This window comes from Streptomyces sp. NPDC021562, assembly GCF_040640875.1.
Classification (GTDB): Bacteria; Actinomycetota; Actinomycetes; order Streptomycetales; family Streptomycetaceae; genus Streptomyces.
This window is the reverse complement of the sequence record NZ_JBFACN010000047.1, coordinates 1-24,302: the sequence shown is the minus strand read 5'-3', so window position 1 is coordinate 24,302 and position 24,302 is coordinate 1. Positions and strand designations below refer to the sequence as shown.

General features: G+C 71.9%; 24 protein-coding genes and 1 pseudogene. 11 read left to right on the top strand and 14 right to left on the bottom strand.

Annotation, left to right across the window (positions count from 1 at the left end):
- Nucleotides 1-26 precede the first annotated feature (26 nt).
- From AB0G52_RS39365 to AB0G52_RS39350, 4 genes are all read left to right on the top strand, one after another.
- Entirely contained in the window at nucleotides 27-437 is a 411-nt protein-coding gene (locus tag AB0G52_RS39365; protein ID WP_132891331.1) for a VOC family protein, read from the top strand.
- 94 nt (nucleotides 438-531) lie between these two features.
- Complete coding sequence (locus tag AB0G52_RS39360) at nucleotides 532-939, top strand: hypothetical protein (protein WP_132891332.1); 408 nt, start codon at nucleotides 532-534, stop codon at nucleotides 937-939.
- Nucleotides 936-1,433, top strand: a complete 498-nt coding sequence (locus AB0G52_RS39355) for a DCC1-like thiol-disulfide oxidoreductase family protein (RefSeq protein WP_132891333.1) — start codon at nucleotides 936-938, stop codon at nucleotides 1,431-1,433. The genes AB0G52_RS39360 and AB0G52_RS39355 overlap by 4 nt, the downstream gene beginning before the upstream one ends.
- A gap of 9 nt (nucleotides 1,434-1,442) precedes the next feature.
- A complete protein-coding gene (locus AB0G52_RS39350) occupies nucleotides 1,443-2,186 on the top strand; it encodes a TetR family transcriptional regulator (RefSeq protein WP_132891334.1) in 744 nt (247 codons plus the stop codon).
- Here the strand turns inward: AB0G52_RS39350 and AB0G52_RS39345 are convergent, their stop codons facing one another.
- Nucleotides 2,187-4,598 (bottom strand): MMPL family transporter, encoded by a 2,412-nt coding sequence (locus AB0G52_RS39345; protein ID WP_361343879.1) that lies wholly within the window; start codon nucleotides 4,596-4,598, stop codon nucleotides 2,187-2,189. It lies immediately after the preceding gene.
- 175 nt (nucleotides 4,599-4,773) lie between these two features.
- Between AB0G52_RS39345 and AB0G52_RS39340 the strand changes: the two genes are divergently transcribed.
- On the top strand, nucleotides 4,774-5,463 hold the full coding sequence (locus tag AB0G52_RS39340) for a response regulator transcription factor (protein WP_132891335.1): 690 nt from the start codon (nucleotides 4,774-4,776) through the stop codon (nucleotides 5,461-5,463).
- Nucleotides 5,460-6,893, top strand: coding sequence for a HAMP domain-containing sensor histidine kinase (locus AB0G52_RS39335; RefSeq protein WP_361343851.1), 1,434 nt, complete (start codon nucleotides 5,460-5,462; stop codon nucleotides 6,891-6,893). Before AB0G52_RS39340 ends, AB0G52_RS39335 begins: the two co-directional genes overlap by 4 nt.
- A gap of 32 nt (nucleotides 6,894-6,925) precedes the next feature.
- Here AB0G52_RS39335 and AB0G52_RS39330 read toward each other — a convergent pair whose 3' ends face one another.
- The 3 genes from AB0G52_RS39330 to AB0G52_RS39320 form a co-directional block, all read right to left on the bottom strand.
- Nucleotides 6,926-8,467, bottom strand: coding sequence for an ABC transporter substrate-binding protein (locus AB0G52_RS39330; protein WP_132891337.1), 1,542 nt, complete (start codon nucleotides 8,465-8,467; stop codon nucleotides 6,926-6,928).
- A gap of 204 nt (nucleotides 8,468-8,671) precedes the next feature.
- The gene (locus AB0G52_RS39325) at nucleotides 8,672-9,865 is read right to left on the bottom strand and encodes a metallophosphoesterase (RefSeq protein ID WP_361343848.1); all 1,194 of its coding nucleotides are present in this window, start codon (nucleotides 9,863-9,865) and stop codon (nucleotides 8,672-8,674) included.
- Nucleotides 9,866-9,881: 16 nt separating this feature from the next.
- The gene (locus tag AB0G52_RS39320) at nucleotides 9,882-10,121 is read right to left on the bottom strand and encodes an SCO4848 family membrane protein (RefSeq protein ID WP_132891339.1); all 240 of its coding nucleotides are present in this window, start codon (nucleotides 10,119-10,121) and stop codon (nucleotides 9,882-9,884) included.
- 91 nt (nucleotides 10,122-10,212) lie between these two features.
- Here AB0G52_RS39320 and AB0G52_RS39315 point away from each other — a divergent pair, with 91 nt between their 5' ends.
- Nucleotides 10,213-11,505, top strand: coding sequence for a D-alanyl-D-alanine carboxypeptidase (locus AB0G52_RS39315; RefSeq protein ID WP_361343845.1), 1,293 nt, complete (start codon nucleotides 10,213-10,215; stop codon nucleotides 11,503-11,505).
- Here AB0G52_RS39315 and AB0G52_RS39310 read toward each other — a convergent pair.
- From AB0G52_RS39310 to AB0G52_RS39295, 4 genes are all read right to left on the bottom strand, one after another.
- Entirely contained in the window at nucleotides 11,453-12,358 is a 906-nt protein-coding gene (locus AB0G52_RS39310; protein ID WP_132891341.1) for a YihY/virulence factor BrkB family protein, read from the bottom strand. The genes AB0G52_RS39315 and AB0G52_RS39310 overlap by 53 nt on opposite strands.
- Nucleotides 12,346-12,771: a GtrA family protein gene (locus tag AB0G52_RS39305; RefSeq protein WP_132891342.1), complete on the bottom strand. Its 426-nt coding sequence runs from the start codon at nucleotides 12,769-12,771 to the stop codon at nucleotides 12,346-12,348. The genes AB0G52_RS39310 and AB0G52_RS39305 overlap by 13 nt, the downstream gene beginning before the upstream one ends.
- Nucleotides 12,768-13,631 carry a decaprenyl-phosphate phosphoribosyltransferase gene (locus AB0G52_RS39300; protein ID WP_361343876.1) on the bottom strand — a complete coding sequence of 288 codons (864 nt, stop codon included), beginning with the start codon at nucleotides 13,629-13,631 and terminating at the stop codon, nucleotides 12,768-12,770. Before AB0G52_RS39300 ends, AB0G52_RS39305 begins: the two co-directional genes overlap by 4 nt.
- A 155-nt stretch (nucleotides 13,632-13,786) precedes the next feature.
- Nucleotides 13,787-14,311 (bottom strand): phosphatase PAP2 family protein, encoded by a 525-nt coding sequence (locus tag AB0G52_RS39295; protein ID WP_361343841.1) that lies wholly within the window; start codon nucleotides 14,309-14,311, stop codon nucleotides 13,787-13,789.
- A gap of 151 nt (nucleotides 14,312-14,462) precedes the next feature.
- On the opposite strand from AB0G52_RS39295, the gene AB0G52_RS39290 reads away from it, so the two are divergent.
- On the top strand, nucleotides 14,463-15,845 hold the full coding sequence (locus tag AB0G52_RS39290; protein ID WP_361343838.1) for an FAD-binding oxidoreductase: 1,383 nt from the start codon (nucleotides 14,463-14,465) through the stop codon (nucleotides 15,843-15,845).
- A gap of 21 nt (nucleotides 15,846-15,866) precedes the next feature.
- Nucleotides 15,867-16,622 (top strand): decaprenylphospho-beta-D-erythro-pentofuranosid-2-ulose 2-reductase, encoded by a 756-nt coding sequence (locus AB0G52_RS39285; RefSeq protein WP_361343835.1) that lies wholly within the window; start codon nucleotides 15,867-15,869, stop codon nucleotides 16,620-16,622.
- A gap of 68 nt (nucleotides 16,623-16,690) precedes the next feature.
- Here AB0G52_RS39285 and AB0G52_RS39280 read toward each other — a convergent pair whose 3' ends face one another.
- The 3 genes from AB0G52_RS39280 to AB0G52_RS39270 form a co-directional block, all read right to left on the bottom strand.
- Nucleotides 16,691-17,275: a 2'-5' RNA ligase family protein gene (locus tag AB0G52_RS39280; RefSeq protein WP_132891346.1), complete on the bottom strand. Its 585-nt coding sequence runs from the start codon at nucleotides 17,273-17,275 to the stop codon at nucleotides 16,691-16,693.
- A gap of 140 nt (nucleotides 17,276-17,415) precedes the next feature.
- Nucleotides 17,416-18,429: a tryptophan--tRNA ligase gene (gene trpS / locus AB0G52_RS39275; protein ID WP_132891347.1), complete on the bottom strand. Its 1,014-nt coding sequence runs from the start codon at nucleotides 18,427-18,429 to the stop codon at nucleotides 17,416-17,418.
- 129 nt (nucleotides 18,430-18,558) lie between these two features.
- A complete protein-coding gene (locus AB0G52_RS39270; protein ID WP_361343831.1) occupies nucleotides 18,559-20,013 on the bottom strand; it encodes a glycine hydroxymethyltransferase in 1,455 nt (484 codons plus the stop codon).
- A gap of 226 nt (nucleotides 20,014-20,239) precedes the next feature.
- On the opposite strand from AB0G52_RS39270, the gene rocD reads away from it, so the two are divergent.
- Nucleotides 20,240-21,445, top strand: coding sequence for an ornithine--oxo-acid transaminase (rocD, locus tag AB0G52_RS39265; RefSeq protein ID WP_132891349.1), 1,206 nt, complete (start codon nucleotides 20,240-20,242; stop codon nucleotides 21,443-21,445).
- 28 nt (nucleotides 21,446-21,473) lie between these two features.
- Here rocD and AB0G52_RS39260 read toward each other — a convergent pair whose 3' ends face one another.
- The 3 genes from AB0G52_RS39260 to AB0G52_RS39250 form a co-directional block, all read right to left on the bottom strand.
- Complete coding sequence (locus AB0G52_RS39260; protein ID WP_132891350.1) at nucleotides 21,474-22,118, bottom strand: dihydrofolate reductase family protein; 645 nt, start codon at nucleotides 22,116-22,118, stop codon at nucleotides 21,474-21,476.
- A gap of 162 nt (nucleotides 22,119-22,280) precedes the next feature.
- On the bottom strand, nucleotides 22,281-23,465 hold the full coding sequence (locus AB0G52_RS39255; protein ID WP_361343828.1) for a glutathionylspermidine synthase family protein: 1,185 nt from the start codon (nucleotides 23,463-23,465) through the stop codon (nucleotides 22,281-22,283).
- A gap of 7 nt (nucleotides 23,466-23,472) precedes the next feature.
- Nucleotides 23,473-23,817, bottom strand: coding sequence for a hypothetical protein (locus tag AB0G52_RS39250; RefSeq protein ID WP_132891352.1), 345 nt, complete (start codon nucleotides 23,815-23,817; stop codon nucleotides 23,473-23,475).
- 266 nt (nucleotides 23,818-24,083) lie between these two features.
- Here AB0G52_RS39250 and AB0G52_RS39245 point away from each other — a divergent pair.
- Nucleotides 24,084-24,302 (top strand): annotated as a pseudogene (locus AB0G52_RS39245) (hydrolase); the annotation flags it as partial.

The window sequence follows — 24,302 nt, the reverse complement described above, 5'->3', positions numbered from 1 at the left end:
CGGGCGGACGGTTCTAGCCTGACGGTATGTCAGATGAAGAGTCGTACGAACTGCTCGGTTTCGACAACGTGCTGCTCCCGGTCGGGAGCCTCGGCGACGCCGTCGCCTTCTACGAGCGGGCCGGGTTCACGGTCGGGTTCCGGTTCGACGAAGCGGGGATCGCCCTGCTGAAGGTGGGGGGCGAGACGCCCGGGATCCTGCTGCGGGCCGAGGAGGGGCTGGGGCATCGGACGCCGGTGTGGGCCGCGCCGCGGGTGTGGCTGGAGGTGCCGGACGCGCGGGTCGCGGCCCGGCGGCTGGCGGCCGCGGGGATCCGGCCCCTCGACGAGCCGTTCTCCACGGCCACCGGATGGACCGTGGAGATCGCCGACCCCTGGGGGAACGTCCTCGGGTTCACCGACTACAGCAAGCGGCCGGCCCTCGCGCGGCGGGCGTGAACGGGGTCACTCCGCACCTGAGTTGAACATGTTCAAAAGCAGGTCTACAGTCATCCCTGTCAGCGTTTTGAACGCGTTCAAGAAGGGGTGGGGCATGGACCGCACCGTCATCGCCTACGTCATCTACCTGCTGGTCAGCATCGGCCTGACCGTCTGGGTGGCCCGCACGCTCAGCCGCAACGGGCGGATCTTCCTCTCCGACGTGCTGCACGGCAACGAACAGCTCGCCGACGCCGTGAACCACCTGCTGGTCGTCGGCTTCTACCTGGTCAACCTCGGCTTCGTCGCCCTCTACCTGCACACCAGTGACACCATCGACGACACGCGGGGCATCTTCGAGGCCCTGTCGTCCAAGCTCGGGGTCGTCCTGCTGGTGCTCGGCGTGATGCACCTGGGCAACGTGTACGTCCTCAACCGGATCCGGCGCCGCGGGATCATGGAGAAGGAACAGCTCCCGCCCGTCCCGCCGCAGGGCTGGACCGCGCCGGCGGCCGGGGCGTGAGCGCCGTGCCGACGACGGCGGACCGGGACGCCCGCCGCGTCCCGGTCCGCGGGCTCACCGTGCTCTACGACGCCGAGTGCGCCCTCTGCACCCACCTGCGCGACTGGCTCGCGCGCCAGCCGCAGCTGGTGCCGCTGACGCTGCTGCCGGCCGGTTCGGACGAGGCCCGCGCACGCTTCCCGGACCTGGACCACTCCGCCACCTTCGACGAGGTCACCGTCGTCGGCGACGCCGGGCAGGTCTACCGGGAGACGGCCGCGTGGATCGTCGTGCTGTGGGCCCTGCGGGAGCAGCGGCCGCTCGCCCACCGGCTCAGCACGCCCGCCGGGGCGAAGCTGGCCCGGGGCGCGGTGCTCGCCGCCGCCTGGTGGCGCGGCGGGCAGGGGGACGGCAGGTCCGCCTTCCGGCGCCAGGACGGCTGGGTGTACGAGCCGGGCATCGGCTGGATCTACGACCCTCCGGGCTGTGCCGGCGGCGTCTGCACCACTGGTTAGGCTCTGTCCGTGTCCGCGAAGAACGACGGTCCCGTCGAGGCCCATTCCCCCAGCAAGTCCGAGCAGACCCGTGCACTGATCCTGGAGACGGCGATGCGGCTGTTCCGGGAGCGGGGGTACGAGAAGACCACGATGCGGGCCATCGCCACGGAGGCGGGGGTCTCGGTCGGCAACGCCTACTACTACTTCGCCGGCAAGGAACACCTGATCCAGGGCTTCTACGACCAGCTCGCCGCCGAGCACCGGGTGGCGGTCCGCGAGGTCCTGGACCGGGAGACGGACCTGGAGGCGAGGCTCGCGGGGGTGCTGAAGGTGTGGCTGGACATCGCCCGGCCGTACCACGAGTTCGCGGTCCACTTCTTCAAGAACGCCGCCGATCCCGACAGCCCGCTCAGCCCCTTCTCCCCGGAGAGCGAGCACGCGCGCGAGGAGGCGATCAGCGTGCACCGGGAGGTGCTCGCCGGGGCGAAGACCAAGGTGGCGCCCGAACTGCGGGACGTGCTGCCCGAGCTGATGTGGCTCTCGCAGATGGGCCTGGTGCTGTACTGGATCTTCGACCGCACCGAGGGCCGCGAGCGCAGCTACCGGCTCGCCGAGCGCGGCGCCCGGCTGACCGCGCGAGGCGTCTCCCTCGCGCGGTTCCGGGTGCTGCGGCCCCTGGTGCTGGAGGTGCACGAACTGTTCACGGACTTCCTGCCGGGCATGACCCGGGTGCTGCCGGACCCGGGCGGCCGGGGACGCCGCAGCGAGTGATCACGTCCGGTTGACCGCGTCCAGCTCCCCCTCCGCCAGCTCCACGTCGTACACCAGCGGCCCCTGCTCCACCGTCACCCGCCGGGCCTGCGAGCCGTACGACGGCGCGGTCACCGCCAGCTCGTAGGCGCCCGGAGCCGGGACCGAGACGATGTAGGAGCCGTCCGCCAGCGACGTCACCTCGTCCAGCCGGCGGCCGTCCCCGGACGTCAGCGTCACCGACGCGGCCTCCACCGCCGCCCCGTCCGGGGTGCGGACGAAACCGTGGATCACCGAGGCCGGGCCGCCCGGCTTGCGGGGCGCCGGGATGTCCTCCGCGGGCTCCACCGCCAGGTGCGGCAGCCGCTTCTCCAGCCAGCCCGGCAGCCACCAGTTGGACGCGCCCAGCAGGTGCATCGCCGCCGGGACCAGGGCCGTACGCAGGACGAAGGCGTCGAGGGCGACCGCCGCCGCCAGGCCGACGCCGGCCATCGCGGCGCCCGAGTCGCCGCTGAGGACGAAGGCCAGGAAGACGCAGACCATGATCAGGGCGGCGGAGTTGATGACCCGGCTGGTCTCCGCCAGGCCGACCCGTACCGCCCGCGCGTTGTCCCTCGTGTGCACCCACTCCTCGTGCATCCGGCTCACCAGGAACACCTGGTAGTCCATCGAGAGCCCGAACAGCAGGGAGAGCATGATGACCGGGAGGAACGCGTTGATCGGGCCCTCCTTGCCGAGGCCCAGCAGGTCCAGGCCCCAGCCCCACTGGAAGACCGCCACCAGGACCCCGAAGGACGCCGCCGCCGCGACCAGGTTCATCACGGCCGCCGTCAGCGGGACCACCAGGGAGCGGAAGGCGACCAGGAGCAGCAGGAAGCCCAGGCCGATGATGGTGGCGACGAACAGCGGCAGCCGGTCGCCGGTGACCGTCGCGAAGTCCTTGGAGACCGCCGTCACGCCGCCCACGTGCGCCTGCGCGCCCGCCTGCGGGATCACCCGGTCGCGCAGGGTGTCGATCAGGTCGTCCGTCTCCTTGGACTGGGGTGAGGTGGTCGGGACCACCTGGATCACCGTCACGCCGTGGGCCGGGGGCAGCTCGGCCACCCGCGCGATGCCCGGGGTCGACTCCAGGCCCTTGACCAGCCGCGCCGTGTCGCCGCCCACCCCGACCACCTGGAGCGGGCCGTTGAAGCCGGGGCCGAAGCCCTCGGCGAGCAGGTCGTAGGCCTTCCTGGTGGTCGTGGACGCGTCGTCGTTGCCCTGGTCGGTGGCGCCGAGCCGGAGCGAGAAGACCGGGACGGCGAGGACGGCCATGACGACCAGGGCCAGCGCCGCGATGCGCCGCGGGCGCTTCTGCACGTTCGCCGACCAGCGGGCCGCCAGGCCGCTCGCCTTCTCCGGCTCGGGGCCCTCGGCGGCCAGCCCCCGGCGCTGGCGGCGGCTGAGGACGCGCGGGCCGAGGAAGCCCAGCAGCGCGGGCAGCAGGGTGGTGGCCGCGAGGACGCTCAGGACGACCGTCAGGGACGTGCCGATGACCACCCCGTCCAGGAAGCGCAGCCGGGTGACCAGCATGCCGGCCAGGGCGATGCAGACCGTGCCGCCCGCGAACAGCACCGCCCGGCCCGAGGTGTTCAGGGCGGTGACCGCCGACTCCTCGGGGTCCAGGCCGCGCAGGATGCCGCGCCGGTGCCTGGTGACGATGAACAGGGCGTAGTCGATGCCGACGCCGAGGCCGATCAGGGAGGCGAGCAGCGGGGCGATGTCGGGGATGTCGGTGGTGTGGCTGAGGAGCTGGGTGGAGAACAGGCCCATGCCGACGCCGAAGACGGCGATCGCGATGGGCAGGGTCATCGCGAAGAAGGACCCGAACGCCAGGAAGAGCACGACGGCCGCGGCGACGATGCCGACCATCTCCGACAGGCCCTGCGGCGGCTCCTGGACGCGCTGGATCGCCTGGCCGCCCAACTCCACCTGGAGACCGCCGCGTTCAGCGCCGTGCGCGGTGTCGACGACCTTCTGGACGAGGTCCTTCGGGATCTCGTTCGCACGCTGCACGAAGGTCAGCTGCGCGTACGCGATCTTGCCGTCGCGGCTGACCTGCGCGGCCCCCCGGGCACCGGCGTAGGGACTGGTGACCGCGCCGACGCCGGTCATCTTCGCGATCCTGTCCAGGGCCGGCTGGACGCGGTCGCGGACCGCCGGGTCCGTCACCGAGCCGTCGGTGACCTTCCACACCACGGTGTCCGTGTCACCGGAGGTGTCCGGGAAGGCCTTCTGCATCAGGTCGTACGCGGTCTTGGAGTCCGTGTCGGGCAGCGAGAAGACGTTCGCGTAGTTCGTGCCCGCGGACGAGGCCGAGAAGCCCACGCCCAGCAGTGCCCCCACCCACAGCAACAGGACCACCAGCCGGTGCCGGTAGCACCACCGTGCCAATGCCGTCACGTTCAACAGCTCCTTGGAGTTCGTCAGGTCGGTTCGGTCGGTCCCCCAGGTCCTGGGCAACAGGATCGGCGGCGGGCCGCGCGCCGGGACACGCGACGCGCGCACTCTCAAGGAACTCCAAAGCTGCGCGCCCCCGGCCGTCGGCGTGGGCGCCGATACTGAGGGCATGACGGCTCCAGGCAGCACCGTGCTGATCGTGGAGGACGAGCCGAGCATCGCGGACGTCCTCGCCATCGCCCTGCGCTACCACCGGTTCGAGGTGATGACGGCCGGTACGGTCCAGGGCGCCCTCGCGCTGGCCGAGCGCACCCGGCCCGACGCGGCCCTGCTCGACGTGATGCTGCCGGACGGCGACGGGCGGGCGCTCGCCCGCGAACTGCGCGTCCGGCAGCCCGACCTGGCCCTGGTCTTCCTGACCGCGCGGGACGCCCCGGCCGAGATAGTCGGCGCTCTCGGCTACGGCGACGACTACATCACCAAGCCCTTCAACATCGACGAGGTCGTCGCCCGCATCGGCGCGGTACTGCGCCGCACCCGGCCGGCCGACGTCATCCAGCAACGGCCACCACTGCGCTACGGCGACCTGGAGCTGGACGAGACGTCGTACTCGGTGCACCGCGCGGGCCGCACGGTCGAGCTGACCCCGACCGAGTACGCGCTGCTGCGCTTCCTGGTGCGCAACGGCGGCCGGATCGTCCCCAAGGAGCAACTCCTCAAGCACGTCTGGCAGTACGAGCACGCGCCGTCGGAGTCCACCGTCGTGGAGACCTACATCAGCTACCTGCGGCGCAAACTCGACACCCTCGGGGCACCGGTGATCACCACCCGGCGGGGCGTCGGATACGGCCTGGCATGAGCCTTCGCGATCGCGGGCAGCGGCACGGGCTGCACTCCCTGCGCGGCAAACTGACCCTGGCCAACGCCGGACTGCTCGCCGTCGGCATCGTGCTGGCGACCGCGGTGAGCATCATGGGCATGCGGCTGTACCTGCTCGACCAGGTCGACTCCGAGCTGCTCAAGACCCGCACCTCACTGAGCGGTTCGGGGCTCACCCTGCGGCAGGTCGACTCGCTGACCGCGCTCGGCGTGGTCCGCGAGCGGATCACCCCCGCCGAGTCCGACCCGACACCCGACTCGATCTTCACCGTGGTGGGCGGCGACGGCCGGGCGGTCACCGTCTTCGACCTGAAGCCCACCGACGCCCAACGGGCCCTCGCGGCCGCCGTGTCCAACCCGCGCGCCCTCGCCGCCGCGCCCGGCCCCCGCGACATCGACGTGCACGGCGCGGCCTACCGGGTGACGGCGACCCGGCTCGCCGACGGCCCCTACATCCTGCTGGCCTCCTCGACCGAGCTGCTGCACAAGGGCATAGCGAAGGCGCTCCGGCTGGACCTCGCGGTCGGCACCCTGCTGCTCGCGCTGCTGTGCTGCCTGACCATGTACAGCGTGCGGCGACGGCTGCTGCCCCTGGAGGACATGGTGGAGACCTCCTCGGCGATCGCCGAGGGCGACCTCACCCGGCGGGTGCCGTCGAGCCACCACCCGACGCAGGAGGTCGAGCAGTTGCGGCTCGCCCTCAACTCCATGCTCCACCAGGTGGAGACGGCGTACCGGACGCGGGAGCACAGCGCCGCCCAGCTGCGGCGGTTCGTCGCCGACGCGTCCCACGAACTGCGCACGCCGCTCGCCGCCATCCGCGGCTACCTCCAGCTGTACGACCAGGGGATGCTGAGCGAGCCGGGCGAGCGGCGGCGGGCCTGGGACCGGATGCACGGGGAGGTGGACCGGATGGGCCGGCTGGTGGACGAACTGCTGCTGCTCGCGCGGCTCGACCAGCGGCCGGAGATCCGGTTCCGGAACGTCGACGTGAGCCGGCTGGCGCGGGACGCGGCGGAGGACCTGCGGGCCCAGCAGCCGGGCCGGCGGGTCGTCGTCTCGGCCGACGGGGCGGTGCTGGTGCGGGCCGACGAGTCCGGGCTGCGGCAGGTGCTGGGCAACCTGCTGGCCAACGTCCGGGTGCACACGCCGGTCGAGGCCGCCGTGCGGCTGGCGGTGGAACGGGCGGACGGGGTGGTGCGGGTGTGCGTCGCCGACGAGGGGCCGGGGCTCGGGGAGGAGGACGCGGCGCGGATCTTCGACCGGTTCTTCCGGGTGGGGAGCGGCGAGGGGAGCGGGCTGGGGATGGCGATCGTGCAGGGGGTGGTGGAGGCGCACGGCGGTGAGGTGGCGGTGCGCACGGCGCCCGGGAAGGGGCTGGCGGTGACCGTCACGTTGCGGTCGGCCTGAGTCCCGGGCGCGTGCCGTCGGCGGTCCGGCGGTCAGATCCAGTTCAGACTCCACAGGCGGAACACGCCCGTGCTGTCCGTGAGGTACTGGGCGCCGCCGACGTCCTCGCTGCTGAGGACGTAGTCGGTGCGCTGCCAGAGCGGGATCAGCGGTACGTCGTTCGCCACGTCCGTCTGGACGCTGCGGAAGTCCTGCTCGGCCTGACTGCGGTCGGCGTACTGCTGGCTGTGCTGGAGGAGGTTGTCGACGGCCGGGTTGCTGTAGCCGGTGCTCATCACGGAGTGGCTGCCGACCAGGGAGGCGCCGAAGGTGTCCGGGTCGGGATAGTCGGCGACCCAGCCGACCGCCCAGGCGTCCATCTTGCCCGCGGCCCACGACTTCTGGAAGTCGGTCCACTCGTAACCCTTGACGTCGACCTTGAACAGGCCGCCCTTCTCCAGCTGCTGCTTCAGGACGGCGGCCTCCTCGGCTCCCGCGCCGCGCCCGATGCCGTAGCCGAAGGAGAACTCGACGGGGGTGCTGACCCCGGCCTGGGCCAGCAGCGCCTTCGCCTTGGCGACGCTCTGCTGCGGGTAGTCGTCGAAGAAGGACGTGGTGTGACCGGTGAGGCCGGCCGGGATCAGCGAGTACAGCGGCTGCACCGTGCCGTCGTACACGGACGAGGCCAGCTCCTCGCGGTCGACCAGCCAGGCGATGGCGCGGCGGACGAGGACGTCGTGCAGGGGCGACTTCCGCCGGGTGTTCAGGTACAGGTTGCGGGTCTCGGAGCTGTCGGACTCCAGGACGCGCTGGTTCGGGTCGCTCGGCGAGAGCTTGGAGACCATGGCGGGCGGCAGCGTCCGGGTCGCCACGTCGACCTGCTTGGCCTGGTAGGCGGCGGCGAGCTTGGCCGAGTCGGCGTAGTAGCGCAGCTCGACGGGGCGTCCGCTGCCGCTCAGGTCGCCCTTGTAGTGCCCGTTGGGCTGCAGGTCCGCCTGCTTGTCCTTCGTGTACGACGTCAGGGTGTACGGGCCGGTGCCGTCCACCGAGGTGCCGGTGCGCAGGCTGTCCGCCGGGTACTTGTCCTTGTCGACGATCGCACCGGCCCCGGTGGCCAGTTTGAACGGGAACGTCGCGTCGGGCGAGGACAGGTGGAAGGTGACGGTCTTGCCGTCGGCGGTCACCGAGCCGAGGGTGGACAGCAGGGAGGCCGGGCCCACGTCGGAGTTGATCTTCTTGACCCGGTCGAAGGAGTACTTCACGTCCTCGGCGGTCATCGTCCGGCCGCTCGGGAAGGTGATCCCGTCCCGCACCACGCAGCGGTAGGTCCTGAGGTCCGAGCCCGTGAACGAGCAGCTCCGGGCCGCGTCCGGGACCGGCTGGGCACCGCCGGGCTCGAAGGTGAGCAGCGTCTGGAAGACGTTGTTGTACAGCGCCCAGGAGCCGGCGTCGTAGGCGCCGGCCGGATCGAGCGAGGTGACGGCGTCCGTCGTACCGACGGTGATCGTCTTGTTCTGGTTCTCCTGCGACGGCAGCAGCTGCCAGCCGCCGATCCCCGCGATCGCAAGCACGACGAGCGTCACGAGAATCCGCATGCGAACAGATCGCACGGTTGGTGCCTCCCCATAAACGCCACTCCCCTAAGTGACGCGGCTCACCTAATCACAGGTGTTTCAGGTGGGGGAAGAGCGATCTGACTAGATGAGGAAGAACTTACCGAGCGCTCGTTTCGGCCGGATTTCACAGCGGCTTCACAGGAGCGGCGCGGAAGGGCCACGGAGCCCGCGGGGGCGTTCCGGTCAGGCGTGCCGCGAGGCGAGTTCGATGACCGTGATGTCGGACGGGGCGCCCACCCGGGTCGGCGGGCCCCAGGCGCCGGCGCCCCGGGAGACGTACAGCTGGGTGTCGCCGTAGCGGTCCAGGCCGGCGACGGTCGGGTTGGCCGCCGCGGCGACGAGGTCGCCGGGCCAGAGCTGGCCGCCGTGGGTGTGGCCGGAGAGCTGGAGGTCGACGTGGTGGCGGACGGCCTCGTGGATCTGGACGGGCTGGTGGGCGAGGAGCACGCAGGCGCGGGCCGGGTCGCGGCCGGCCAGCGCGCGGTCGAAGTCGGGGCCCTGGCCGGTGCTCTCCCCGGCGAGGTCGTTCACGCCGGCGAGGTCGAAGTGGGCGAGTTCGGTGCGGGCGTTCTCCAGGGGGTGCAGGCCCAGCCGGCGTACCTCCTCGACCCACTGGGCGGCACCGGAGAAGTACTCGTGGTTGCCGGTGACGAAGTACGCGCCGTGCCGCGCGGACAGCTGGGCGAGCGGGGCCGCCGCCGGACCGAGGTCCTTCACGCTGCCGTCCACGAGGTCGCCGACCACCGCGATCAGGTCGGGCTGGGTGGCGTTGATCGTGTCCACGACCCGCTGCCCGAAGCCGCGGCCGAGGACGGGGCCCAGGTGGATGTCGCTGACGACGGCGATGCGATAGCCGTGCGCGGCCCGCGGGAGTTTGGCGAGGGGCACGGTGACGCGCTTCACGCTCGGGCCGCGGAGGACGCCGTAGGTGCCGAGGCCGACGGTGGCGGTGGCGGCGGTGGCGGCCGCGCCGCCGATCACCCGGGAGACGAAGAGGCGGCGGGTGGGGGTGGGTGCCTGGGGAGACTGCTGCTCGCCGTCGTGGCCGGCCGCACCCACGCGGCGGCGCCGCTTCTGCACGACTCGGGCCAGCGGGCGTATCGCCTCACCCGCCACCACCGCCAGCAGCAGGTACAGGGAGAGCGCCATCCACAGGAAGCCAGGCCAGGCCAGGATGCGCTGGAGGAGGAACGGGGCGTGACCGACCTCGGCGAAGAGGGCCGCGAACATCAGTGCCGGGCCCACGACGAACAGCGCGGTGCCCAGCCGGCGCGGCCATCCCCACCCGGTCGTCGTGTCCCGCACCAGGCGCCGCCACACGTACCAGTACAGGACCGCCACCACGGCCAGGGCGACGAGCCCGACGACGATGATCACCCCGGGGTGCCTCTCCCTATGACGTACGGCGCAGTGCGCGGACTCCACGCAACCCGATGACCCCGATGACCGTCCCCAATACGAAGGACACGACGGCCAGGGTCAGGTGGATCCAGAAGTACGCCGTGGGACTGCCGTCGTGGAAGGCGAGTCCGCTGCCGTCCTTGACGAGGTTTTTGACGAAAGTGATCCAGATGAACCAACTCCACACCCCGAAGGCGAGCAGGAACCAGGAGACCGGACGGCTGAGTTTCACCCAGTCAGTATCACCGTTCGCTGTCCGGTTCCGATTCCGGGGTGGGGTCGGTGGCGGGACTTCGCCCTCCGTGCCGGGTACGTTCTCGTCCGTGCCCGCACCGAAACCGAGGACCGGCCGATCTCTGCTGGTCACCTCCGCCGCCCTGCTGTCCCTGTCGCTCACCACGCCGGCCGCGCTCGCCGCGCCGAAGCCCTCGACGAGCCCCTCGCCCACTCCGCCGGCGAACATGTCGACGGTCGGCGGCGCCCGGCTGGGCCGCCCCGGCACCCAGGTGGATCTCGGCGCCGGGGCGCCGGTGCTGCCGAAGGACATCACCGCCCGTTCCTGGATCGTCTCCGACGCCGAGTCGGGCGAGGTGCTCGCCGCGCACAACGCGCACTGGCGGCTGCCCCCGGCGAGCACCCTGAAGATGCTCTTCGCCGACACCGTGCTGCCCCGGTTCCCGAAGTCGACCACGCACAAGGTGGTGCCCGCCGACCTCGCGGGCATGGGCGCCGGTTCCAGCCTGGTCGGGATAAAGGAGGGCCAGACGTACACGGTGCACGACCTGTGGCTCGGGGTCTTCCTGCGGTCCGGCAACGACGCCGTGCACGTGCTGTCCGCGATGAACGGCGGGGTCGGGCAGACCGTCAAGGACATGCAGGACCACGCCGACGAACTGCAGGCGCTGGACACGCACGTGGTGAGCCCGGACGGGTACGACCAGCCGGGGCAGGTGTCGTCGGCCTACGACCTGTCGCTGTTCGCGCGTTCGGGGCTGCAGAAGAAGGACTTCCGCGAGTACTGCTCGACCGTCCGGGCGAGCTTCCCCGGCGACACGACGAAGAACGCCAAGGGCACGTCGGTCCGGGGCTCCTTCGAGATCCAGAACACCAACCGGCTGCTCAGCGGTGACTCCGACGTGCCGGTCTACCCGGGCATCGCGGGGGTGAAGAACGGCAACACCACCAACGCGGGCGCCACCTTCACCGGCGTCGCCGAGCGGGGCGGCAGGGTGCTGCTGGTCACGATGATGAACCCGGCGAAGAAGGAGCACAACGAGGTCTACAAGGAGACCGCCAAGCTGTTCGACTGGGGGTTCCAGGCGGCGGGCAAGGTGACTCCGGTGGGCGAACTGGTCCCGCCCCGGGGGGCGGTGGGTTCCACCGCGCAGCCGGGGACGGCCCCCTCGGCGACCGCGGCCGGTGCCGGCACGGGTTCGGGTACGGGGAAGGACGCCGGGTCGAAGCCGGTGGCGGCCGCCTCCGCGGGCGGCTCCAGCGGGGTCGGGGTCGCGCTGGCGGTCTCGGGCGGGGCGCTGGTGCTGCTGGTGGGTGCGGCGTTCCTGGTCAACCGCCGCTGGCCGCTGCCGGATCTGGTACGCCGCCGGACTCGGCCCTGACCGCGGTGCCGCTCTCCGTGGCCGTCCAGGAGGCGCAGAACAGGACGAGTTTCGAGGTGAAGTTGATCCACAGCAGCAGGGCCACCGGCACGCCGAACGCGCCGTACATGCTCTTCGCCGCGATGCCCTGGATGTAGCCGCTGAGCAGCAGTTTGAGGAGTTCGAAGCCGACCGCGCCGATCAGGGCCGCGACCAGCAGCCTGCGGCGCGTCGGCTCGACTCCGGGCAGCAGGGTGAGGACGTAGAGCAGCAGCAGGAAGTCGGCCACCACGGCGACCGCGAACGCGACGATCCGCAGCAGCACGCTGCCCCAGCCGTGTTCGGCCAGGCCCAGTTGCCGGGACGTCCAGCCGACCGCCGCCGAGGCGATCGTGGACACCGCGAGGGTGGCGAGGACCGCACCGCCGAAGCCGAGCAGGATGCCGCCGTCCTTGAGCTTGACGAGGACCGGGTTCTCGTCCTTGTCGGCCAGCTCCCACACCGCGCGCAGGCAGTCCCGCATCTGCCCGACCCAGTTGATGCCGGTGAACAGCAGGACGGCACCGGCGATCAGGCCGACGGTGCCGGCGTTCTGGACCAGCGCGTTGAGGTCCAGCTGGTCGGAGATGCCGGGGACCTGGTCGGCGATCTTGTTCTGGAGGTCCTTCTGCTGCGACTCGCTCAGCGCGGCGGCGGCGACCGCGGCGCCCACGGTGAGCAGCGGGAAGAGCGAGACGAAGCTGATGAAGGTCATCGCGGCGGCCAGCCGGGTCCACTTCACCCGGTCCAGCCGCTCGTACGACCGCCACGCGTGCGTGGCCATCAGCCGGCCCACCAGCGGGCCGACGAAGGGAAGTCTGCTCAGCCAGTCCATGATCCCACTCTGCCCCCTGACCGGAACACCAATGTGCGGGTACCCCAGAAGCGCAGAAGTGTGGCCAGCGCCATGCCGACGACCGCACCGGAGACGGTGTCGGCGCGCTGCGAGGTGAGACCGAGTCCGTAGTGGCTGACGGCGAGGCAGAGCAGTTGGACGAGAGCGCCCGCGAGGTTCACGGCGACGAAGACGGCGTAGGGACGCACGCCGGTGGCGCGGGTGTGGCGGTAGGTGCCGCAGGCGTTGCCGAGGTAGGCGACCGTGCAGCCGGCCACGAACGACAGGGACTTGGCGGTGAGCGGGTCGAGGGCGGCCGGTCCGCGCAGGAGGCTGAAGAGGGCGAGGTCGGCGGCGTAGGCGAGCAGACCGACGGCGGCGAAGCCGATCAGCTCACGCCGGTCCGTGCTCACCAGTGGGCCACCGCGAGGGCGTACATGGCCAGCCAGGCGAGGCCGATCAGGGCGAGGGCGCGGTCGCGCAGGACGACGTCCTCGGGCTCGCCGGCGGTGCCCCGGTCGGCGAAGACGGCGTAGCGCAGGATCGCCAGGATGAAGGCGACCATGGACAGCTGGCGCCAGGGCAGCAGGCCGGCGCCGGGTCCGCCGTGGCCCTCCAGAGCCCACAGGCAGTAGGCGAGGACGGCGACCCCGGCGGCGAGCTGCCAGACGAAGCGGAGGTAGCCGGTGGTGTACTCGGTGAGCAACGCGCGCGTGGCGCCCGCCTTCCCGGCCATCTGCACGGCTTCCGAGTAGCGCTTGGCCGACACCATGAAGAGCGCGCCGAAGCCGGTGGTGATCAGGAACCAGCGGGACAGCGGGATGCCGAGGGCGAGCCCGCCGATCATCGCCCGCATCAGGAACCCGGTGGTGACGACGGCGAGGTCGACGACCAGGACGTGCTTCAGGCTGACGCAGTAGGCCAGTTGCATGGCCAGGTAGGCGAGCAGGAGGACGGCGACCAGGGGCGGGGCCAGCCGGGCCGCGAGCAGGGGTCCCAGGACCGCCAGGACGCCTCCCACGGTGTAGGCGACGGGGACCGGGACCTGTCCGGCGGCGACCGGGCGGCGGCACTTGACGGGGTGGGCACGGTCGGCCTCGGCGTCCCGGGCGTCGTTGATCAGGTAGACGGCGGCGGCGCAGGCGGTGAACAGGGCGAAGACCAGGGCCTCACGCAGCAGGGCGGGCACCGAGAACAGGCGCCCGGCGGCGGCCGGGGCGGCGATGACGAGGACGTTCTTGACCCACTGCTTGGGGCGGGTGGTCTTCAGCAGGCCCGTGAGGAGGAGGCCGGGGGCGACGTGCGCGCGGGCGGGTCCGGACGGCCGGAGGGAGTGGCCGCGCTGTTCGTGCAGTGTCGTTTCGGCAGACGTCTCGCCGACAGCTGTCCCGTCGGCAAGCGCCCCGTCGGCCGCGTGGGCGGTCTCGGTCACGGCCGCCTCCCCGCGTGCGAGGCGCCGGGCACTCCCTCGCGCATCCAACGCGCTCCGGCGTGCGCCGTGAGCGCCCCCAGCGCCGCGCCCGCCGCCACGTCCGTCGGGTAGTGCACGCCGACGACCAGCCGGGAGAGGCACACGGCGACCGCGAGGGGCGCCAGGCCGGACACGCCGAGCGCCCCGAAGGCGACGGCGGCCGCCGTCGCGGAGGTGGCGTGCGAGCTGGGGAAGGAGTGCCGGCCGACGGTCCGCACCCGGGGCCGTACATGCGCGGGGCGCGCCCGCCGTACGACCCGCTTCACGGCCATGCTGCCGAGGTGCGCGCCCGCGACCAGCGCCGTGCCGCGCAACCAGGCGCCGCGCCGCGCGCCGTCCACGGCGGCCCCGGCGAGGCCCGCCGCGAGCCAGAGCGCACCGTGCTCCCCGGCGTGGGAGAGACCGCGCGCGGCCGACGCGACGCGTGGATCGGCGCCGCAGGCGTGCAGCGCGGTCAGGATCCGGTGGTCCATGTCGTCCATTGGACTCACTGTTCACCTTCACGCGGCCAAAGCTACGACCCTATTGAGCGACATTCGGACAATCACCCGTTTCGGGGAGTCAGGTGATCTTCCGTAACCACTCCCCCGTAACACCCGTAACCACCCATACGGCAGGGATACGGTCGTCCCCATGCCTGGAAAGCCCGGCGGACCCACCGCGCCCGAAGCCACCGTCCCCGTCACCGGCTGGGGCCGCACCGCCCCCACCGCCGCCCGCCTGATCCGCCCCCGCACCTACCAGGAGGCGGCCGACGCGGTCCGCACCTGCGGGGTGCGCGGCGGTATCGCCCGGGGCCTGGGGCGGGCGTACGGCGACGCGGCGCAGAACGCCGGCGGCGCCGTGCTCGACATGACGGGTCTCGACCGCATCCATGCCATCGACGCGGACGGCGGCACCGTGCTGTGCGACGCAGGGGTCTCGTTGCACCGCCTGATGGAGGTGCTGCTGCCGCTCGGCTGGTTCGTCCCGGTGACCCCGGGGACCCGCCAGGTGACGGTGGGCGGCGCGATCGGCGCCGACATCCACGGCAAGAACCACCATGTCTCGGGATCGTTCTCCCGTCACGTGCTGTCCTTCGAACTGCTCACCGCCGACGGCCACGTCCGCACGGTGAGCCGCGGCACCCCGCTGTTCGACGCGACGGCCGGCGGCATGGGTCTGACCGGGGTGATCCTCACGGCGACCGTCCGCCTCCTCCCCGTCGAGACGTCGTACATGTCCGTCGACACCGAACGCGCCACCGACCTCGACGACCTGATGACCCGGCTCACCGACACCGACCACCGCTACCGCTACTCGGTCGCCTGGATCGACCTGCTCGCGCGCGGGGCGGCCACCGGCCGCGCGGTGCTCACGCGCGGCGACCACGCCCCCCGGGAGGCGCTCGGCGAGCACACCCGCGCCGGGCGCGCCCCCCTCGCCTTCCGCCCCCGCACCCTTCCCGCCGCCCCCGCCTTCGTCCCCGACGGCCTCCTCGGCCGCACCACGGTCAGCCTGTTCAACGAAGTCTGGTACCGCAAGGCCCCCCGCGCCCGGGTGGGCCGGCTCCAGCGCGTCTCCGCGTTCTTCCACCCCCTGGACGGCGTCCCGCACTGGAACCGCGTCTACGGCCGGGCCGGGTTCGTCCAGTACCAGTTCGCCGTCGGACACGGCCAGGAGGACACGCTGCGCCGGATCGTGGCCCGGGTCTCCGAGCACCGCTGCCCGTCCTTCCTGGCCGTCCTCAAACGCTTCGGCGACGCCGACCCCGGCTGGCTCTCCTTCCCCCTGCCCGGCTGGACCCTCGCCCTGGACATCCCGGCCGGCCTGCCCGGCCTCGCCGCCCTCCTCGACGGACTGGACGAGGAGGTGGCGGCCGCCGGCGGCCGCGTCTACCTCGCCAAGGACTCCCGGCTGCGCCCCGAACTGCTCGCCGCGATGTACCCGAGGCTCGCCGAATTCCGGGCTCTGCGCGCGGAGTTGGACCCGCGCGGGGTGTTCGTCTCCGACCTGTCCCGCCGTCTCGGTCTCTAGCCCCCGTCTTCAGGAGCTGTCGTGAAGGACGCCTTCGGAATGCCCCAGTCGCTGCTCGTCCTCGGCGGTACGTCGGAGATCGCGCTGGCCACCGCCCGCCGGCTGATCGCCCGCCGCACCCGCACGGTGTGGCTCGCCGGCCGCCCGTCCCCCGCGCTCGACCGGGCCGCCGCGCACCTGCGCACCCTCGGGCCCGACGTCCACACCGTCCCCTTCGACGCGCTCGACCCCGGGTCCCACGAGGCAGTCCTCGGCAAGGTCTTCGCGGAGGGCGACGTCGACGTGGTCCTGCTGGCCTTCGGCGTCCTCGGCGACCAGGCGGCCGACGAACGCGAGCCGCTCAGCGCGGTGCGGGTCGCGCAGACCAACTACACCGGCGCCGTCTCGGCGGGCCTGGTGAGCGCACGGGCCCTGCAGGCCCAGGGCCACGGCTCACTGGTGGTCCTGTCGTCGGTCGCAGGAGAGCGGGCCAGGCGCTCCAACTTCATCTACGGCTCCAGCAAGGCGGGCCTGGACGCCTTCGCCCAGGGCCTCGGCGACGCCCTGCACGGGACGGGCGTGCACGTGATGGTCGTACGGCCGGGCTTCGTACGGTCGAAGATGACGGCGGGCCTGGAGGAGGCCCCCCTGGCGACGACCCCGGAAGCGGTGGCGACGGCGATCGAGACGGGCCTGCGACGGCGCTCGGAGGTGGTGTGGGTACCGGGCGCCCTGCGCCTGGTGATGTCGGCCCTGCGCCACGCACCACGCTCGGTGTTCCGACGGCTGCCGATCTAGAGAGGGCCGCTGGAGCGCCCCCCTTGGGGGCGCGAGGAACTGCGCGAGCAACCACACTCGACCCGCAGCTACCGACTGGCGATGCTCCCCCGCTCCACATGCCCCACCTGAGGAGGCACGACGGCCGCGGAGCCCCCGAAGACGAACTCACGCAGCTTTCGCCACACCCCGTCCGCCCCCTGCTCGTACAACGCGAACCCCATGCACGGCCACTCGGCCTCGAACCCCGCCAGCTCGGCGAACGCCCGGTCCATCGCCGCCTCGTCGATGCCGTGGGCGACGGTCACGTGCGGGTGGTACGGGAACTGCAACTCCCGCTCCAGCGGCCCCGACGCGTCCCGCACCCGCGACTGCAGCCACGCGCACTCCTCGGCCCCCCGGTCCACCCGGACGTACACGACCGGCGACAGCGGCCGGAACGTACCGGTGCCGCACAGCCGCATCGGAAACGGCCGGCCCGCCGCGGCGACCTCGCTCAGGTGCGCCTCCACCGCGGCCAGCGCCCCCGCGTCGACCTCGGTCGGCGGCAGCAGGGTCACGTGCGTGGGAATGCCATGGGCCGCGGCGTCGCCGAAGCCCGCGCGCCGCTCCTGGAGCAGGCTGCCGTGAGGCTCCGGGACCGCGATCGACACGCCGATCGTTACGGTCCCCACGTCATCTCCCGTCGGTCGTGATGGTGGACGGGTGTCGGGTTCGTACCCGGCCGTCCGGCTATCGACTGTACGGCCACGGCCGCCTCGCGGGCAGCCGTGGCCGAAGTGATGTGCAGCGCTTCGCTCCGCCCGGTGGCGGCTCAGTGCTTCGCGGGCAGGAAGCCGACCCGGTCGTAGGCCTGCGCGAGGGTCTCGGCCGCGACCGCGCGCGCCTTCTCCGCGCCCTTGGCCAGGATCGAGTCGAGGGTCTCCGCGTCGTCCAGGTACTGCTGGGTGCGCTCGCGGAACGGGGTCACGAAATCGACCATGATGGCGGCGAGGTCCGTCTTGAGCGCGCCGTACATCTTGCCCTCGTACTCCTGCTCCAGCTCGGCGATCGACGTGCCGGTGAGGGTGGAGTGGATGGTGAGGAGGTTGGAGACGCCCGGCTTCTCCGCAGGGTCGTAGCGGATCACCGTGTCGGTGTCGGTGACCGCGCTCTTCACCTTCTTCGCGGTCACCTTGGGGTCGTCGAGGAGGTTGATGAGGCCCTTCGGCGTGGACGCCGACTTGCTCATCTTGATCGCCGGGTCCTGGAGGTCGAAGATCTTCGCCGTCTCCTTGAGGATGTACGGCTTCGGGACGGTGAAGGTCTCGCCGAACCGGCCGTTGAAGCGCTCGGCGAGGTCACGGGTGAGCTCGACGTGCTGGCGCTGGTCCTCGCCGACGGGCACCTCGTGGGCCTGGTACAGCAGGATGTCGGCGACCTGGAGGATCGGGTACGTGAACAGGCCGACGCTCGCGCGGTCGGCGCCCTGCCGGGCCGCCTTGTCCTTGAACTGGGTCATCCGGCTGGCCTCGCCGAAGCCGGTGAGGCAGTTCATCACCCAGGCGAGCTGGGCGTGCTCCGGGACGTGGCTCTGCACGAAGAGGGTGCAGCGGTCCGGGTCCAGGCCGGCGGCGAGCAGCTGGGCGGCGGCGAGGCGGGTGTTGGCGCGCAGCTCGGCGGGGTCCTGCGGGACCGTGATCGCGTGCAGGTCGACGACCATGTAGAAGGCGTCGTGGGACTCCTGGAGGGCCACCCACTGGCGGACGGCGCCGAGGTAGTTGCCCAGGTGGAACGAACCGGCGGTGGGCTGGATGCCGGAGAGCACGCGAGGTCGGTCTGAGGCCATGTTCACCATTCTCTCAGAGACCTCGGGCGGTTTCGGTGCGTTGGGGGTACCCCCGGCCGGAGGCTGGGGGAGGAACTGCGGGCCGGCGGGGGCCATTCGCGCAGTTCCCCACGCCTCTTTCAGGGGCACTCAGCCGAGGTCGATCTCCGGGTACAGTGGGAAGCCCGCCACCAGGTCGGTCGCGCGCTGGGCGATCTCCGTGGACACCTTCTCGTCGAGGACGTGGCTCGCCTTGCTCGGCGCGCCCGACTTCGTGGTGCCCGGCTCGGTGGTGGCGAGGACGCGGTCGATCAGGCCCGCGACCTCGTCCATCTCGGCCGTGCCCAGGCCCCGCGTGGTCAGCGCCGGGGTGCCGATGCGGATGCCGGAGGTGTACCAGGCGCCGTTCGGGTCGGCCGGGATCGCGTTGCGGTTGGTGACGATGCCCGAGTCGAGGAGCGCGGACTCGGCCTGGCGGCCGGTGAGGCCGTAGGAGGTGGCCACGTCGATCAGGTTGAGGTGGTTGTCGGTGCCGCCGGTGACCAGGGTGGCGCCCCGGCGCATCAGGCCCTCGGCCAGCGCGCGCGAGTTGTCCACGATCCGCTGGGCGTAGTCCTGGAACGCGGGCTGCCGGGCCTCGGCGAGGGCGACGGCCTTGGCGGCCATGACGTGCGGCAGCGGGCCGCCGAGGACCATCGGGCAGCCGCGGTCGACCTGGTCCTTGAGGGAGTCGTCGCACAGGACCATGCCCCCGCGCGGGCCGCGCAGCGACTTGTGGGTGGTGGTGGTGACGATCTGGGCGTGCGGGACCGGGTCGAAGTCGCCGGTGAGGACCTTGCCGGCGACCAGGCCCGCGAAGTGCGCCATGTCGACCATGAGGGTGGCGCCGACCTCGTCGGCGATCTCCCGCATGATCCGGAAGTTCACCAGGCGGGGGTACGCGGAGTAGCCGGCGACGATGATGAGCGGCTTGAACTCACGGGCCTGGGCGCGCAGCGCGTCGTAGTCGATGAGGCCGGTGGCCGGGTCGGTGCCGTAGGAGCGCTGGTCGAACATCTTTCCTGAGATGTTCGGGCGGAAGCCGTGCGTGAGGTGGCCGCCGGCGTCCAGGGACATGCCGAGCATCCGCTGGTTGCCGAAGGCCTGCCGCAGTTCCGCCCAGTCGGCCTCGGTCAGGTCGTTGACCTGGCGGGCGCCGGACTTCTCCAGGAAGGGGACCTCGACGCGGTCGGCGAGGACGGCCCAGAAGGCGACCAGGTTGGCGTCGATGCCGGAGTGCGGCTGCACGTAGGCGTGGCGGGCGCCGAACAGCTCGCGGGCGTGCTCGGCGGCGAGACCCTCGACGGTGTCGACGTTGCGGCAGCCGGCGTAGAAGCGGCGGCCGACGGTGCCCTCGGCGTACTTGTCGCTGAACCAGTTGCCCATCGCGAGCAGGGTCGCCGGGGAGGCGTAGTTCTCGGACGCGATCAGCTTGAGCATCTCGCGCTGGTCGGCGACCTCCTGGCCGATGGCGTCGGCGACGCGCGGCTCGACGGCGCGGATCACGTCGAGGGCGGCGCGGTAGGCGGTGGACTCGGTGGACAGGGGCGCGGACTTGTCAGTCATTCGGGACCTCCGGACATGTCGTTCGGCACTCACGGTTCGGCCCAGGCGCACGGCACTCGCTCACAGCACGAGCCGCTCCCCGATGGTCGGTCCCATCCCAGCGCGCCAGTCACGGCCCTGCGGTCACATTACCGGGCACGCCGGGCCCAGGGCCGTGGCGTCCACCCATCGGGCACGACCAAAAGGTAAGAAAGGTGTCAATCCCGACGCGCCCCCCGGAGTCGCCGTGACCACGACCGAAGCCCTCGTCGCCGCCGCCGAGCTGCACAGCGCGCACACCTACCACCCGCTGCCGGTGGTGATCGCCACGGGCGAGGGGGCGTGGCTGACCGACGTCGAGGGGCGCCGGTACCTGGACTTCCTGGCCGGTTACTCGGCGCTGAACTTCGGGCACGGCCACCCGCGCCTGGTCGCGGCGGCGAAGGCGCAGCTGGAACGGGTGACGCTGACGTCCCGGGCCTTCCACCACGACCGGTTCGCCGCGTTCTGCACCGAGCTGGCGGAGCTGTGCGGGATGGAGATGGTGCTGCCGATGAACACGGGGACCGAGGCGGTGGAGACGGCGGTGAAGACGGCCAGGAAGTGGGGGTACCGGGTCAAGGGCGTGCCCGCCGAGATGGCGAAGGTGGTGGTCGCGGGCGGCAACTTCCACGGCCGGACGACCACGGTGATCTCCTTCTCCACCGACCCCGAGGCGCGGGCGGACTACGGGCCGTACACACCCGGCTTCGAGATCGTCCCGTACGGCGACCTGACGGCCCTGCGCGCCGCGCTGACCGAGAACACGGTCGCCGTGCTCCTGGAGCCGATCCAGGGCGAGGCCGGGGTGATCGTGCCGCCGGCGGGTTACCTGGCGGGGGTCCGGGAGCTGACCCGCGAGCGGGACGTGCTGTTCGTCGCGGACGAGATCCAGTCCGGCCTCGGGCGGACCGGGCGCACGTTCGCGTGCGAGCACGAGGGGGTCGTGCCCGATGTGTACGTCCTCGGGAAGGCGCTCGGGGGCGGGGTGCTGCCGGTGTCGGCGGTGGTGGCGCGGGCGGAGGTGCTGGGTGTCTTCCGGCCGGGCGAACACGGCTCCACGTTCGGGGGGAACCCGCTGGCCTGCGCCCTGGGCCTGGAGGTGATCGCGATGCTGCGGACCGGGGAGTTCCAGGAGCGGGCGACGGTCCTCGGGGAGGTGCTGCACCGGCGGCTGGCGGAGATCGCGGGCAGCGGACTGCTGACCGCCGTGCGGGGGCGGGGGCTGTGGGCGGGGGTGGACGTGGCTCCGGGGGTCGGGTCGGGGCGGCTGGTCTCGGAGCGGTTGATGGAGCGGGGGGTGCTGGTGAAGGAGTCGCACGGGACGACGGTGCGGGTGGCTCCGCCGCTGGTGGTCGAGGAGGAGGACCTGGAGTGGGGGATGGAACAGCTGTGGGGGGCGTTGAGCGCCTGAGGGCCGCCCCCCACACACAGTCCCTCCGTCACCTTCGCCAGAACAGGTGGTGCGTCACACCACTCGGGCTGGGCACCACCTCCAGGTGGAACCGGTCGAGCAGCTCGTCGGGGGACTCCCACAACCGCAGTCCGGACCCGAGCGTCACCGGCGAGACCGCCACATGCAGAGTGTCGACGAGGCCGGCCTCGAGGAACTGCCGGACGGTGCTGACCCCGCCGCCGAGCCGGACGTCCTTGCCCTGCGCCGCTTCCCGAGCCCGCTGGAGGACCGTGGCCGGAGTGCCGTCGACGAAGTGGAACGTGGTGTCGGAGAGCGTGAACGACGGGCGCGTGTGGTGGGTCATGACGAACACCGGGGTGCGGAACGGGGGCTCCTCGCCCCACCAGCCGCGCCATTCGTGGTCCTGCCAGGGCCCGCGCTGGGGCCCGAACTTGTTGCGGCCCATGATCTCGGCACCGATGTTGTGTGCGAAGTCGCGCGTGAAGTAGTCGTCGAGCCCCCGGCTCCCGCCGGGATCCGTGCGCATGGGCCAGCTCGCCGTGGCTCCGGCCCACGCGAACAGCCTCTCGGGACGGTCGTAGCCGAACGGCCGCTCGAGACTCTGGTGCTCACCGGCGGCGACTCCGTCGCTCGAGACGTTGAAGTTCATGACTCTCAGCAGTTGATCCATGTGCGTCCTCGTCGGTCCTGTCACGTCATCGTGCGGCGAGGCGCCGCACATCATGACGTCGAACGGGACGTGGCCGGATCGACAGCGGCCCGCAACTTTCCGTACTCCCCCAGCACGCGCCCAGGGGAGAAAGCGGCCGGCTCCCTGCTCGACCCGGGGGCGCTAGAGGATCACGTGCGGCAGGAAGCGGGCGTAGTCGTCCGTCACCAGGCCCGCTGACTCGCGGATGCCCAGGCCCGCCGGTTCCTCGCCCACCACCCATGCGCCCAGCACCACCCGGTTGCCGTCGAAGTCGGGCAGCGGGGCCAGCTCCTGGTAGCAGCACGGCTCTTCGCGCAGGACCGGGGCGTGGCCGGGCTCGTGGACGACCACGCCCGCGCCCTCCCGGCCCAGCAGCGGCTTGCTGACGTAGCCCGTCGTGCGGGACAGCTCTCCCGGGCCGTCCAGGTGGGCCGGGAGGAGGTTCGGGTGGCCCGGGTACAGCTCCCACAGGATCGCCAGCAGCGCCTTGTTGCTGAGCAGCATCTTCCAGGCGGGCTCGATCCACATCGTCGTACCCGTGCCGCCGCCGTTGTCCAGGGTGTCGAGGACGTGCGGGGCGAAGGCGTCCGTGGTGAGCCACTCCCACGGGTAGAGCTTGAAGCAGGCGCGGATGAACCGGAGGGCGTTGTCGACGAAGCGGCCGGAGAGGGTGTCCCAGCCGATCTCCTCCATGGAGATCCAGTCGGTGTCGAGGCCCGCCTGTTCGGCCGTCTCCTTGAGGTACGCGACCGTCATCAGGTCCTCGCCCAGTTCGTCGGCCGAGGAGTGGGCGAAGTACAGCGGGGTGCCCGAGGGGAGCAGACGGGCCTGCTCGCGCCAGGCGGCGACCAGGCGTTCGTGGAGGCTGTTCCACTGGTCGGCGCCCGGGAAGCGGTCCGCCATCCAGAACCACTGGGCGGAGGCCGCCTCCACCAGGGAGGTGGGGGTGTCCGCGTTGTACTCCAGGAGTCGCGCCGGGCCGGTGCCGTCGTAGCGGAGGTCGAAGCGGCCGTAGAGGGAGGGGAGTTCGGCGCGGCGGTGCCAGGAGTCGGTGACGGCCCGCACCACCCGGGGATCGGTGATGCCGAGGTCGGCGAAACGATTCGTCGCCACGATGCGGTCGGCCGCCGCCAGGCACATCGCGTGCAGTTCCGCGACCGTCTCCTCCAGCGCCTCCACCTCGTCGAGGGTGAAGGCGTAGTAGGCGCTCTCGTCCCAGTACGGGCGCAGCACGCCGTCGGGGTGGCGGGTGAGGGGGTAGATCACACCCTGTTCCTCGACGGTCCGCTGCCAGCCGGGGCGGGGGTCGGCCGTACGGCGCTCCATGGGCCGCTCAGCCGCCGGAGCTGCCGTGGCCGCCGCCGAAGCCGCCGCGGTGGACGCCGTGGCCGCCGCTCGACGAACCGCCCGAGCCTCCGCGGGACTCGGTGAACGAGCCGCCCTCGACCCAGCCGCCCTTCTTCTTGCCGCCGTAGTAGTAGCCGGCGTCGACGGCGGACTTGGTGGAGGTGCAGTTCTTGTCGGAGACGACCCGGTAGCCCTTGGTGGCGCGGTAGCTGTCGCGGTCGACGCAGCGCTTGTCGGGGTCGGAGGAGCAGGCGGTCAGGGCGGCGGCCAGCAGGCCCATACCGCCGAGGACGACCGTGCCCGAGCGTAGTTGACGGCGTACGTCTGCCATGTCCGTGCTCCCCCGTGCCGCCCCGCCCGTGCTGTCCGGCGACAGTTTAGACGAACGGTTTCAGCCAGCCCGGGTTTGTCATGTACGGGTAAGAAATACATGAGAAGCCCCCGGGGATCCTGTCGGAGCGCCGAGTCGCCCGGATACCGTCCACCCTGCCGCCGAGTGAACGGTCGACTTCGAATCTACGCGCGCAGACCGACCGACGCACCCCCACCCGCACCGCCATCCCTCTCTCCCATCCCCCACCGACGGAGGAATGACAGATGCCCGGCTTCACCCTCTCGCGCCGGAAACTCACCACCGCCGCCGCCGTGTTCGGCCTGCTCGCGGCCGGAGCCGCCGTGCAGGCGACCAGTGCCGCGACCCCCGCCCACGCGGCCACCACCCACCGCGTCCTGTTCGACGACGGCCACGCCGAGGAGGCCGGCAACGCGGACTGGATCATCTCCACCAGCAAGCCCGACCCGCTCGCCGAGGACTCC

What these genes read in the sequence shown, in the direction of transcription:
- AB0G52_RS39270 (WP_361343831.1), bottom strand. Translation starts at nt 20,013, where the DNA reads ATGACTGACAAGTCCGCGCCCCTGTCCACCGAGTCCACCGCCTACCGC.
- AB0G52_RS39335 (WP_361343851.1), top strand. Translation starts at nt 5,460, where the DNA reads ATGAGCCTTCGCGATCGCGGGCAGCGGCACGGGCTGCACTCCCTGCGC.
- AB0G52_RS39310 (WP_132891341.1), bottom strand. Translation starts at nt 12,358, where the DNA reads ATGGACTGGCTGAGCAGACTTCCCTTCGTCGGCCCGCTGGTGGGCCGG.
- AB0G52_RS39250 (WP_132891352.1), bottom strand. Translation starts at nt 23,817, where the DNA reads ATGGCAGACGTACGCCGTCAACTACGCTCGGGCACGGTCGTCCTCGGC.
- AB0G52_RS39340 (WP_132891335.1), top strand. Translation starts at nt 4,774, where the DNA reads ATGACGGCTCCAGGCAGCACCGTGCTGATCGTGGAGGACGAGCCGAGC.
- AB0G52_RS39330 (WP_132891337.1), bottom strand. Translation starts at nt 8,467, where the DNA reads ATGCGGATTCTCGTGACGCTCGTCGTGCTTGCGATCGCGGGGATCGGC.
- AB0G52_RS39260 (WP_132891350.1), bottom strand. Translation starts at nt 22,118, where the DNA reads ATGGATCAACTGCTGAGAGTCATGAACTTCAACGTCTCGAGCGACGGA.
- AB0G52_RS39365 (WP_132891331.1), top strand. Translation starts at nt 27, where the DNA reads ATGTCAGATGAAGAGTCGTACGAACTGCTCGGTTTCGACAACGTGCTG.
- AB0G52_RS39295 (WP_361343841.1), bottom strand. Translation starts at nt 14,311, where the DNA reads ATGGACGACATGGACCACCGGATCCTGACCGCGCTGCACGCCTGCGGC.
- trpS (WP_132891347.1), bottom strand. Translation starts at nt 18,429, where the DNA reads ATGGCCTCAGACCGACCTCGCGTGCTCTCCGGCATCCAGCCCACCGCC.
- AB0G52_RS39290 (WP_361343838.1), top strand. Translation starts at nt 14,463, where the DNA reads ATGCCTGGAAAGCCCGGCGGACCCACCGCGCCCGAAGCCACCGTCCCC.
- AB0G52_RS39360 (WP_132891332.1), top strand. Translation starts at nt 532, where the DNA reads ATGGACCGCACCGTCATCGCCTACGTCATCTACCTGCTGGTCAGCATC.
- AB0G52_RS39255 (WP_361343828.1), bottom strand. Translation starts at nt 23,465, where the DNA reads ATGGAGCGCCGTACGGCCGACCCCCGCCCCGGCTGGCAGCGGACCGTC.